Here is an 11,721-nt window from a genome sequence, read left to right on the forward strand (position 1 = left end):
TGCAAACGAAACTGTCGCATCCGTCGGGGAGGCCGCCTAGATGATTGTCAGTGCACTATTTATTGACACGCGTTCCGCACCGGCCTACTGAATTCCCGCATGGCCCGTCTTCCGCGCTTCATCGTTCCCGGCATCCCGCACCACGTGACCCAGCGTGGCAACGGGCGGCGGCAGACATTCTTTTCCGACGCGGATTACCGGCTGTATCGCGATCTGCTGGCGGCGCACTGCGCGGCGCAGGGTATCGCCGTGTGGAGCTGGGTGCTGATGCCCAATCATGTCCATATGATCCTTGTCCCGCCGCGCGAGGACAGCCTGCGCGCCGCGCTGTCGCAGGTGCACCGGGTCTATGCCGGGCGCATCCATGCGCGCGAGCGGCGGACGGGGCATTTCTGGCAGGGGCGCTTCGGCTGCGTCGCGATGGACGAGGCGCATGCGCTGGCGGCGATTGCCTATGTGGCGCTCAACCCGGTGCGGGCGCGGCTGGTGGCGCGGGCCGGGGACTGGCGGTATTCCAGCGTCCACGCGCTGCTCGACCCGGTCAGGGGCGACGGGTTGACCGACACGGCGCCGGTACTGGCGCGCACCGGTGACTTCGCCGCGCTGCTGCGCGCCGGCGAGGACGAGGCGTTGTCCCCCGCGCTGCGCCGCGCGGAAACGGTCGGGCGACCGCTTGGCGACGAAGCGTTCCTGGCGGCGGTCGAAGCGCAAACCGGCCGCAACGCCCGACCGGGCCGGCGCGGCCGGCCCAGGGCGGAAAAATAGTGCACTGTCACCGAATTAAACTCGAGACGTTCTCCTGGTACGCTGCAGGCGCAGCGTAACTGCCCAACGTCATCAACGGCAGGGCTGGCTCACCGGACGCTCACGATTTTAGCGGACTGTTGGAAGCGAGAAATGGCAGCGTCTACTTCGCCACCTGTCATGATCCTGCAATAATCATTCTCGCCGACCAAAACGGGGATCAGCCTTTGTTTCGGCCGGAACCCCCGGGATCCGGCGCCAACCGATCCTCCTCCTTTTCCAGAGGAACGTCGATAACGCAGAGAACGCCATCCTCGGTCGCCTCCAACTGCGATGTTCCGTCGAGCATGTGAGGCACGACGTCCCGTATGAGCTTGCAGCCGAAACCGCCCCCTAACTCGGGCGCGCCGCCCGGTACACCGCTCTCGCGCCAGCGGAAGACGATTCGCTCCCCGTTCGCCGATCGCGCCCACGACATATGCACGCGCCCGCCGTGCGCGAGTGCGCCATACTTGAGCCCGTTCGTCGCCAGTTCGTGCACGACCATGGCAAGCGCCTGCGCCGTCTTTTGCGGGAGCCCGATCGGCTCCCCCTCGATCTTTACCTGGCCGTCGGGCAGGACGCCGTGCGCTTCCATCTCGGCTTCCACCAGTTCGCGCAGGTCGGTGCCATCCGCGGGCGCCTGGCTGAGAACGTCCTGAGTCCGCGCGAGCGAATTCAGACGGTCCGAGAAACGCGCGACGAAATCCTCCACGCTCCCCGCTCCCTTGCGCGTCAGGTGCAAGATCGCGCTGACGCTGGAGAACAGGTTCTTGATCCGGTGTTGCGACTCGTAGAACAATATCTCCTGCCCCTGCTCGGCGCGGCGGCGATTGGTCACGTCCTCTATCGCCAGGAGGATCAGTTGCACGTGGTCGAGCCGCCGGCCGTTCAGCAGCATGTGGCGGCGCCCCACGCCCGGGAAGTCGGCGTCCATGGACAGGTCGTCGAAGGCGTCGTCGTTCGGCAATATCTCCTCAAGCAGGCGTCTCAGGGCAGGCAGGTTCCACATGCCGCCGCCCAACTCGTAGACCCTGCGACCGACCGCCTCTTCGCCAGAAAGCCTGAATGTCCGGCAGAAAGCATCGTTTGCCGACACCACCACGAGTCCGGGTCGAGCACGAGCAGAGGATGGCGCACCGTGTCGACGATGGCCTCGGCGAACATCCGGGCGGCGGCGACCTCCTCCTCGCCACGCTTGCGTTCGGTAATGTCGCTAAAATTCACGACCGTGCCGTCGATCCGCTCCTCGGCGCGGTAAGGCTGGATGCGCCGCTCGAACCAGCGCCCCTCAGCCGTCCTGACCTCCCGCTCGATCAACTGCAGCGTCCTCAGCACCTCGTCTGCGTCCTGGATGAAGTCGGGATCCTCGAATTTCTGGGCCAGGTCGCTCACCGGCCGGCCCACGTCGGACGATTTCACCTCGAACAACTCGCGTACGGCCGGCGTCGCGAAGCGGATGCGCTTTTCACGATCGAGGAACAGGGTCGCGACGTTGCTGCTGCCGAGAAGGTTTGCGAAGTCGCTTGTCTGCTCCTCGAGCTCGCCGAGCTTGTTCTGGAGCTGCTGATTGACCGTGTTCAACTCCTCGTTCAGCGACTGCAGCTCCTCCTTTGAGGTCTCAAGCTCCTCGTTCGTGGACTGGAGCTCTTCGTTCATCGAGGAAATTTCCTCGTTCGAGGCCTGGAGCTCCTGGTTCGAGCTCTCGAGCTGCTCGACCGTCTCGCGCAATTCGGCGCGCGAGGCGCGCAGCGCGTCCTCGAGCTCGTGCTCCGGCAGCCGCTCGGCGGTGGCGTCGGGCGGCGTCTCCGCCGCGCCGGCCTCGATGAACGAGACGAGCAGGCGCCGCGGCCCGCCTTCTTCGTGGAGCGGCGCGACGACGATTCGCACGGGAACCGGTTCCGGCCCCTCGACCCGGGCGTCGGCCGTGACCTGCCCGCCATCCCGCATCGCCCGTTGCACCGCGGCGCGCAGCCGCACCCTCAGCCCCCGCTTCGCCAGGCTCAGCAGGTCGCGTGTCGGCTCGCCGCGGGGCGGGTCGAGGAAGCGCTCCGTTTCGCCGTGGAAGTAATGGACGTGAAAGCGGCCGTCGATCAGGACCGACGGCGGCGCGAACCGCTCGACCAGCGCCCGCCGCGCGCGCTCCAGCGCCCCGTGCGCGGCAACCGGGACGGCAGGGGGCTTCGTCTGCGGCGCATACCCGGGCTGGGCCAGGGGGAATTCGACGATATCGTGCCGCGTCGGGCCGAGACGCCGGTAGATCCGCCACTTCTTCGAGACGGTGCGAAACAGATCCTCGCGCTCGCCCGGGGTCTCGGCCGTGCCGAGGAACAGGTATCCGTTCTCGCGGAGGGAGAAGTGCAGGAGCGCGATGACCTTCCGCTGCATCTCCGGCTCGAGATAGATCAGCATGTTGCGACACGAGACCAGGTCCATGCGCGAGAACGGCGGATCGTGCAGCAGCTTCTGCGGCGCGAATACAATCGCCTCGCGGAGCGGCTTCCTCGCCTGGTAATAGTCGTCCCGCTTGTCGAAATGGCGGGCGAGCCGCTCGGGCGGCATCTCCTCGGCCACGCTGGCGGCGAAAAGCCCCGTCCGGGCGCGGGTCAGCACGTGCGCCGCCGCGTCGGTCGCGAAGACGTGGAGATCGATTTGCTTGCCCATCGCCTCGGCCCGGTCGAGCAGGAGCATGGCGATCGAATACGCCTCCTCGCCAGTCGAGCAGGCGGGCACCCACACGCGCATCGCCTCGCCGCCGCCCGCCGCGCGCACCAGCGGCTCGATAACGGCATTATCAAGCTCCTTCCAGGCCTCGTGGTTGCGGAAGAATGCGGTGACGTTGATCAGCAGGTCGCGGACCAGGGCCTCGGCCTCTGCCGGGTCGTTGCGCAGCACCTCGACGTAGTCGCCGAGGGTGTCCAGGCTCCTCAGCCCCATGCGCCGGCGGATACGGCGGAGCAGCGTCGTTGTCTTGTAGCCGTGGAAATCGTATCGCGCCCGGGTGCGCAGGACCGTCAGGATCATGTTGAGCTGCGATCCCTCGCCCTCCTGTAGCGTGGTGGCTTCCGTTGGTGCGCGGACGTAAGGATGCGCGGCGAAGTTCAGCAATTCCTGCGGCATCGTCTCGGGCGCCAGCACGCGGTCGGCGACGCCCGCGCCGATGACGGCGAGCGGCATGCCGTCGTACTCGGCGGTCTCCGGGTCCTGCACGAAGACGGCGCCACCCTCTTCCTTGATCCGGATCGCGCCGCCCGTGCCGTCTGTGCCTGTACCCGACAGCACCACCGCCACCGCCTTTTCGCGCTGCTCCTTCGCCAGCGAGTGGAACAGCGTGTCCACGGGGTGGCGCGGGCTCCCGCCGGCGGGGTTCACCCTGATCGTGCCGCCTTCGAGCGTCAGCGCGTGCTTTGGCGTGATCACGTAGACGTGGTCATGCGCAACCGGCGTGTCGTCCTCGACCTCGGTAAGCGGCAGCGTCACGACCTTGCGCAGCAAATCGGCAAGATGGCTCCGGTGATCCGGGGACAGGTGGAGCACGACGATGAATGCCATGCCCGGCCTCTCCGGCAGCGCGCCGAAGAACTTCCTGAGCGCGTCGATCCCGCCCGCCGAGGCGCCGAGGCCGACCACCGGATAGTCCAGCACCGGCCTTGCGGTCTCTTGCGCACTCTCTGCGTCGTTGTCGATATAGTCAGACATTATACCTCAGGCTAATGCATGCATAACTGGAATTGCCCAGCCAATACATGCTACTATTATAATAATTCAGTCTAATACATGCAATAATAAGAATAATTTAGTCTAGTGCATGCAATAATCGGACGCAATAGCGCCAAAATTACGACCGATGAACTGTTCGCGTTCTGAAATTATTCAAGTGTCCTGTCGGGAATTGTTGTTGACCCTGGTCCGGTTTCAGCCGGCTGCAGTGCAGACAGACCCGTTCGATAACGTCTGCCGGGCAACGGACACCGCCGGCGCGATATTGTGACGCGGCCAGGTTGACCTGGGGCGCGGCGTTTGCTCGACTGCGCATAATCGCCAGGCTCGCCGCGCAACGCCGCCATTCACAGGGGAAAGAAGAAACATGAAGGTCACATCGGTCAAATGCGTCACCGTCCATCCGGGCTGGCGGAAGAACTGGATCTTCGTCAAGGTCGAAACCGACGCCGGAATCCATGGCTGGGGCGAGTGCTATTCGCAATACGACCGCGATCCCTCCGTCGTCGCCCATGTGGAACAGCTCGGCCGGTACCTGGTCGGGCGCGACCCGTTCCAGATCAAGCATTTCACCCAGGTGGCCTTCGACGATTACGCCGCGCGGCGCGGCTCGCTGGAATTCTATGCCGCCCTGTCCGGAATCGAGACCGCGATGTGGGACATCGCCGGCAAGGCGACCGGGCAGCCGGTCTACAACCTGCTGGGCGGGCCGGTGCGCGACAGGATCAAGGTCTACGCCAATGGCTGGTACTACAGGATGACCGGCGCCGACGATTACGCCCGCGCCGCGCAGCGCGTCGTCCAGCAGGGCTTCACCGCGATCAAGATGGACCCGATTTCCGGCCCCTGGCGCAATTACATCACGCGCGAACAGGCCGATTATTCGGTCAGCGTGCTGAAGGCGGTGCGCGACGCCGTCGGCCCCGACGTGGAAATCCTGCTGGACCTGCACCGCCGCCTGTCGCCGATGCACGCGATCGAACTGGCCGACCGCTACGCGGAATTCAATCCGTATTATTTCGAAGAACCCTGCATGTGGGAAAATGTCGAGGCGCTGGCGGATATCAAGGACAAGGTAAAGCTGCCGGTCGTCACCGGCGAGGCGATCTACGCCAAGGCCGGGTTCCGCCCGATCTTCCAGCACAATGCCGCCGATATCATCAACCCGGACGTGGCGAGTTGCGGCGGCATTCTGGAACTGAAGGAAATCGCGGCGATGGCGGAGCCCTATTACGTCGCCGTCTCGCCGCATAACTACAATTCCACCACGGTGGCGCTGGCGGCGACGGTGCAGGCCTCGGCCATGATGCCGAATTTCGTCATCACCGAATATTTCCTGCCTTTCGTCGAACTGGGGCTGGAATGCTGCCCCGGCATGCTGCAGCCCAGGGACGGCTATATCGACCTGCCGACCGCGCCGGGGCTGGGCATCGACCTGGACGAGGAAGCCCTCGCCCGCCATCCCGGCCGGCAGTTCCCGCTGCGCGACCTGCGCCGCATCGGCGACGAGGGCCCGTAAGGCGGCCCGCCGCAGACAGGAGACGGTCCGGCCGGTCGTCACCCCCTATTACCGGGCGTGCGAGGACTGCGACCTGGCGGAAAACCACGCCTGTTGTCCCTTTGCAACGGCAACGGCATGTTGCAAAAATATCACCTTTCGGCATTAAAAAAACGCCCCCGATTTCAGTCATTTATAGTCGCCTGACGAGTGCTATATAGAACGGCGAACATCCTCGTTGGCGATGCTGTATTCGCCGACTTTTACAAGGGCCTCAAAATGAACTCGTCGAAATATCTGCCCGTTGCACTTCTTGCCGCCGGCCTTGCCTGGCCGCAGGTATCCGCCGCGCAATCCGAAGGTTTGTATATCTCCGGTGGCGTTGGCGGCGTTTTTCCGCGCGACTCGGACGTCGACGGACCCGGCGTCAATTCGAATGTCGAATTTGACAGGGGTCCCGTGGGATCCATCGCCATCGGTTCGACCCTCGGCGGCAACCTGCGTGGCGAAATTGAACTGAGCCACCGCGAAGTCGATATCGATTCGGTGTCCGGCGCGGCCGGCAGCACCGGCGACGTTGCCGGTACGGCGCTGATGTTCAACGGGTTCTACGATTTCTCGACCGGTTCGAACTTCACGCCCTACCTCGGCGCCGGTGTCGGCCCGATGCGGCTTGACGTCAACGGCGCGGCGCCCTTTGCCGGCGCCCGGATCGATGACGACGAATGGGTCGTTGCCGCGCAGGCAATCGCCGGTATCGGCTACCGGGTCAGCGACAGGCTCGGGCTGTTTACCGATTACCGCTATCTCCACACGGCGGAAGCCGACCTGACAACATCGGCAGGCACGGCAGTCGAAACCGATTACAGCGAACACCGCGTGATGGTCGGCCTGCGCTGGTCCTTCAACGGACCGAAGCCGATGCCCAAGGCCGAACCGGTTCCGGTCGCCGCGCCCGCGCCGCCGCCCCCGCCGAAAGCCGAACCGGCGCCGGCCCCGGCGCCCGTCGCAAACCGCAATTTCCTGGTGTTCTTTGACTTCGACCAGTCCAACCTGACCGAAGATGCACAGGCCATCGTGCAGGCGGCCGCCAGGACCAGCAAGGACGTGCCGGTCACGGTCATCGAAGCCACCGGCCACGCGGACCGCGCCGGGTCGGACCGCTACAACCTGGGCCTGTCGCAGAAACGCGCCGAAGCGGTGAAGGCGGAGCTGATCCGGCTTGGCGTCGCAACGGATGAAATCGCCATCCTGTGGAAGGGCGAGCGCGAACCGCTGGTGCAGACCGCGGATGGTGTCCGTGAGCCGCAGAACCGTCGGGTCGAGATCATCCTGAAGTAATCCCGGAGGCGGCCACCGCCCGCGGCGCCGCAACACACAAGACAAACGCCGTTCCAGGCCATGCCCGGAGCGGCGTTTTTCATCCGGCAATACCGGCGGAAATAACGATCTGATCTAATTTTTCGGATTAAAAGCAAATTCACGTGTTAATCGGAATCACCCGGGCGATTCCGATTAATCACGATCTGCTTTAGCGGCTGGTGGGCTCCACGACCGATTTGTCGGCCACGCGCACGGCGGCCGTTTCCGGCGATTCCTGCGCCAGGGCGCGGCCGATCGGATTGCCCGCGATAAAGGCCATGAAGCCGCGGACCGGCACGCGCAGCGCATCGGTCATCACCTGGGTCATCGTGCCGCAATAATTTTGGATGCCGAGGCTCTTGATCGAGGCGCGGTTGGTCAGAAACGTCACGAAGCGGTTCAGTTCGCTCGACGCCTTCGCACCGTGCAACCGCTTGAATGTCGTCCCCAGCGCCTTGCCCTTGACGACAAGTTCTCTGTCATGGCGGGTGACAAGTTCATTGTAGATGCCCTGCTGGTTGCAGCGCAGCGCCGCCACGGTAATTTCCGCGCGGAACTTGCGCATTTCCACCAGCGCCTTTTCCCCCGCCGAGAGGCAATCATAGCTGGGCGCCGCGCGGGTCAGCTTTTCCGGATACAGGCAGTTTGCCGCCGCCATGGCGGATTGCGGCTGGAGCAGAACGGCGCCGCCGGCCAGCAGGGCGACGGTACCGCCGATACGTAATGACGATGCAAAAGTCTGCCTGTGGATCACAATCGTTTCCCCTCTCAATGCGCGACTGGGTGTCACTATGCCACCGACGGGAATCGCCCTCAAGGGGGGATTCCCGATCAGCCCGAATTCCGCCCTGTTTCTGAACCATTTGCATGACCAAAAGGTTAACATCCAGCCCGCCGTCGCGATGCCGCCAGCGGTGCGCCGGCGCGGCATGGCCGGGCCGGAGTCCGGAAAGCCGCGGCCGGCCCGCCGCTCCCTGGTCGTGTCCGTCCTACGGCCGGCGCCGCACGAAGGTGATGGAGACGACCGACAACACCTTTTCGTCGCGCTGGTTCAGCCCGGTCATGCGGTAGCGCACGATGCCGCGGTCCGGTCTGGAGCGCGACGGCGTGACATCGAGGATTACCACCTCCGCCCGCAGCGTATCGCCGGGCCGCACCGGGGCGAGGAATCGCAACTCGTCCGCGCCAGGCCCGCCCATGCTCGACCCCCAGAGGAGCCCGAGATCCATCCACAGCCGGAAAATCACCGCATGGGTGTGGAATCCCGACGCGATCAGCCCCTCGAACGGCCCCTGCTCCGCCGCAGGCTTGTCGATATGGATCGGCTGCGGATCGTATTGCCGGGCGAACGCCATGATCGCGGATTCGTCCAATGTCATTCCCCGGGTGCGGAATATTTCACCGGGAATGAAGTCTTCCAGATAGCGGGTATGCATTTCGGCGCTTTCCTGTTGAATACGGCGCGTATTCTCCGCATCGGGTCGCCGGACGCAAGCCTTTGCCGGAAGATGGCATTTGCCGCGAATGCCGGGTAAACTCAACCTGTCCTTAACCCTGCGGCGGCGCGGCAGCCGCGGCAACGGAATGTGGGAGAAGATATTATGGCAATCGCCCTTATCGCGGCAGCACTCCTGATAGCCCTCGGTTTCGCGGCCTCCAATGCCGATGCCGATGACGCGGTCCATCGCGGCAGCGCCGTGGAAACCGTCGATGCCGGCCGGACGGAAACAGTCGTCATGCGCGGCGGCGGCAGCCTGCGCGACCGCGCGGCGCCCGCCGAAGCGAAGCCTCTCGGGATCCGCGTTACCGCCGGGAAAACCCTGTGGCTGGTGGACGAGGAAGGACGGAAAGTCACCGCCTGTTCGCTAAGCAACGCCGACTACGCCGAAACGCGCCGCATCGTCTGTACGCGCGAGTAACAGGAGCCTCGCCGCCATGAGCATGCCGGGAACCGGCTGTTTCGTCGCCTGGTACGATCTGCGGCCCGGCCGGGACGCGGATCACGACCACTGGCATACCCATGAACACATGATCGAACGGGTCGCGATTCCCGGCTTCCTGCGGGGCTCGCGCTACCGTTCGCTGACCGGCAGCCCGCGCCTCTGCATCATGTACCAGACCGCGACGCTGGCGACCCTGACCTCGCCCGCCTATCTGGAGCGGCTGAACAACCCGACCCCCTGGTCGAACCGCACCCTGCCGCTGTTCACCGGGATGAACCGCACGCTGTGCAGCGTGGCGTCCAGCCACGGGCACGGCATCGGCGGCTTTCTGCTGACGATCCGGCTGTCGGCGCAACCGGGCGCGGAAGACCGGCTGGGCGGCTGGCTGGCGGGGGATATCCTGCCGGCCCTCGCCGCCCGTCCGGGGCTGAACGCGGCCCATCTGCTGCTCGGCGACCGGGCATCCAGCGAAACCGAATCACGGGAAAAGGCGCTGCGCGGCGCGCCGGACGGCATCGCCGACCGCGTCGTGCTGGTCGAAGGCTATGACCGGGGCGCGGTCGAACAGGCGCTGGCGGAACTGAACGGCGCGGACGGCTTCGTCGCCCATGGCGCGGCGGACGGGATGCTGGCGGGGCTGTACAGCCTCGACTTCACCCTGGGCGAGGACGAGGCGAAGCGGATATGGAAGAAGCCGGCGTAACCGGACCCGCCCCGTAATCCTGTTCGGCTTGCGATTTCAACAGGCTGTGCTATATTGCCTTCATTGAAGGCATATCGATGAAGGCAGACCATGGGGCAACTTACTGTCCGCAATGTGGATGACCAGATCGTCCGGGCGCTGAAAAAGCGCGCGGTGGAACACGGGCAATCCGCCGAGGCCGAACACCGGGATATCCTGCGGGAATCGCTGCTGGAAACAGCCGGGGCCCGCGACAGTTTCGCCCGGCGCGCGGCGGCGATGCGCGGGCGGCTGAAATCCGGCGTGGACAGCACGGACCTGATCCGGCGCGACCGGAATCGCGACACAACCCAATGAGCGGCTATGTCATCGACGCCAGCGTCGCGGTGAAATGGGTCGTCTCTGAACCGTATTCCGACCAGGCGGCGGCGCTACTAGATGGCAATCAGGTGCTCTGCGCGCCGGAACTGATCTTTGCGGAAACCGCCAACGCCCTGTGGGCCATGGCGCGGCGCGGCGATTTCGGACGGGATTCCCTGCGCGATGCGCTGGACCTGTTGCTGGAGGCGCCCATCGCGATTCCCGCCCCCATGCGCCAGCTCGCCCCCGCCGCAGCCCGGCTGGCCATCGACCTCAACCATCCCGCCCATGACTGCTTCTACCTCGCCCTCGCCCTGCAGGAACAGCGTCCGATGGTCACCGCCGACCGGCGCTTTTACGCCAAGGTCAGCGGCCACGCCTATCTGTCCAGCGCCGCCCTGCATGTGAGCGAGGTTCGGGTTTAACCGGCCGGGCGGTTACAAATGCCCGATCTCCACGCCGCCGCCCGAAAATATGCGCCGCCGTGCGGGAGTATAGGCGACGTTACGATCCGTATCGGAAAACGGTGGAAAAATATTCTCTGAACGTATATGCATAAATGCGTATCACAGTTTTATGTGATGAGTGGTGGGGGGTGACGGAATTCGAACCCGCAATCCTAAAAGGACCCAATTCCTAGTTGGGCGCGGTTACCAGTTTCGCCACACCCCGCCAACTCAGGGTCTCCCCGGCCCGCCAGCCACAAAACTAACGGGCCGGGGTGCCCCAGCCACTGACCCGACCACTTGTTCATGATTCGGGCCAGACCTTGAATCCGCATGAAGTCGGCCTAAATGTCAACGAAAACAAACCGAGAACAAAACACAAGTTCTATGGAAAGCGGGCATAAAGTCCCGAAATCTAGTGGTATCGACTCCAAAACGTCGGCTGAAAGGCCGATATACTTGGCCCCGTTGGAGTTCGAGGACGCGTTGGCGGGGTTGTTGCTAACGGGTGCTCACAACGATAGGGTTTCCTCCACAAAACGTGGGGTGGGACATGGCCGAAGAAACATTAAGCAAGTCGGCAAGGGAAAGGCTGGAAAGGCAGCGGATAGATGAGCGCTGGCGGACAGCCCGAACGGTTGTTAAATGTGGCATGGCGTTTGGTATGGTTTGGGTGATTGGCAGTGCGGTGGGTGAATTGGCGGGGAAGAGCACCAATATAGTTGTTGATATGGTGCTTTCTGTGCTCGCGGATTTGAAGTTTGTTTTTAGTCTTACGTTGGCTGGGGCGGCTTGTGCATGGGCGGCGGCGGAACGCATATTGCGGCAGAGGAAAGTAGAGTATTTGCAGGAGCGGATTCGAGAATTGGAAACGAGAGTGTCAGATATATTGTGTAAGTGAATGTCCTGGGTTCAATATCTTGTATG

General features: G+C 64.1%; 12 protein-coding genes and 1 tRNA gene. 8 read left to right on the plus strand and 5 right to left on the minus strand.

What is annotated here, in order from left to right; all coding sequences use genetic code 11:
• Nucleotides 1–99 precede the first annotated feature (99 nt).
• Nucleotides 100–765 carry a transposase gene (locus tag WD767_02570; GenBank protein ID MEX2614957.1) on the plus strand — a complete coding sequence of 222 codons (666 nt, stop codon included), beginning with the start codon at nt 100–102 and terminating at the stop codon, nt 763–765.
• 199 nt (nt 766–964) lie between these two features.
• Here the strand turns inward: WD767_02570 and WD767_02575 are convergent, their stop codons facing one another.
• A complete protein-coding gene (locus tag WD767_02575) occupies nt 965–1,888 on the minus strand; it encodes an HWE histidine kinase domain-containing protein (protein MEX2614958.1) in 924 nt (307 codons plus the stop codon).
• On the minus strand, nt 1,774–4,482 hold the full coding sequence (locus WD767_02580; GenBank protein ID MEX2614959.1) for a chemotaxis protein CheB: 2,709 nt from the start codon (nt 4,480–4,482) through the stop codon (nt 1,774–1,776). The genes WD767_02575 and WD767_02580 overlap by 115 nt, the downstream gene beginning before the upstream one ends.
• Before the next feature lie 388 nt (nt 4,483–4,870).
• Here WD767_02580 and WD767_02585 point away from each other — a divergent pair, with 388 nt between their 5' ends.
• Together WD767_02585 and WD767_02590 are read left to right on the plus strand one after the other, a co-directional pair.
• On the plus strand, nt 4,871–6,022 hold the full coding sequence (locus WD767_02585; GenBank protein ID MEX2614960.1) for a mandelate racemase/muconate lactonizing enzyme family protein: 1,152 nt from the start codon (nt 4,871–4,873) through the stop codon (nt 6,020–6,022).
• A 258-nt stretch (nt 6,023–6,280) separates the two neighbouring features.
• The gene (locus tag WD767_02590; GenBank protein ID MEX2614961.1) at nt 6,281–7,342 is read left to right on the plus strand and encodes an OmpA family protein; all 1,062 of its coding nucleotides are present in this window, start codon (nt 6,281–6,283) and stop codon (nt 7,340–7,342) included.
• Between the two features lie 190 nt (nt 7,343–7,532).
• Here WD767_02590 and WD767_02595 read toward each other — a convergent pair whose 3' ends face one another.
• Nucleotides 7,533–8,117 (minus strand): hypothetical protein, encoded by a 585-nt coding sequence (locus WD767_02595; GenBank protein ID MEX2614962.1) that lies wholly within the window; start codon nt 8,115–8,117, stop codon nt 7,533–7,535.
• A 235-nt stretch (nt 8,118–8,352) separates the two neighbouring features.
• Nucleotides 8,353–8,799: a MaoC family dehydratase gene (locus WD767_02600; protein MEX2614963.1), complete on the minus strand. Its 447-nt coding sequence runs from the start codon at nt 8,797–8,799 to the stop codon at nt 8,353–8,355.
• A gap of 165 nt (nt 8,800–8,964) precedes the next feature.
• On the opposite strand from WD767_02600, the gene WD767_02605 reads away from it, so the two are divergent.
• From WD767_02605 to WD767_02620, 4 genes are all read left to right on the plus strand, one after another.
• Nucleotides 8,965–9,282, plus strand: coding sequence for a hypothetical protein (locus WD767_02605; GenBank protein MEX2614964.1), 318 nt, complete (start codon nt 8,965–8,967; stop codon nt 9,280–9,282).
• A gap of 16 nt (nt 9,283–9,298) precedes the next feature.
• The gene (locus tag WD767_02610) at nt 9,299–10,009 is read left to right on the plus strand and encodes a hypothetical protein (GenBank protein MEX2614965.1); all 711 of its coding nucleotides are present in this window, start codon (nt 9,299–9,301) and stop codon (nt 10,007–10,009) included.
• 90 nt (nt 10,010–10,099) lie between these two features.
• Nucleotides 10,100–10,345 (plus strand): hypothetical protein, encoded by a 246-nt coding sequence (locus WD767_02615; protein MEX2614966.1) that lies wholly within the window; start codon nt 10,100–10,102, stop codon nt 10,343–10,345.
• Nucleotides 10,342–10,773 (plus strand): type II toxin-antitoxin system VapC family toxin, encoded by a 432-nt coding sequence (locus WD767_02620; GenBank protein MEX2614967.1) that lies wholly within the window; start codon nt 10,342–10,344, stop codon nt 10,771–10,773. The genes WD767_02615 and WD767_02620 overlap by 4 nt, the downstream gene beginning before the upstream one ends.
• Before the next feature lie 161 nt (nt 10,774–10,934).
• Here WD767_02620 and WD767_02625 read toward each other — a convergent pair.
• A tRNA-Pro gene (locus WD767_02625) sits at nt 10,935–11,022 on the minus strand.
• Nucleotides 11,023–11,347: 325 nt separating this feature from the next.
• Here WD767_02625 and WD767_02630 point away from each other — a divergent pair.
• Nucleotides 11,348–11,695, plus strand: coding sequence for a hypothetical protein (locus WD767_02630; protein MEX2614968.1), 348 nt, complete (start codon nt 11,348–11,350; stop codon nt 11,693–11,695).
• Nucleotides 11,696–11,721: the final 26 nt, after the last annotated feature.

Source organism: Alphaproteobacteria bacterium, from assembly GCA_040905865.1.
GTDB lineage: Bacteria > Pseudomonadota > Alphaproteobacteria > UBA8366.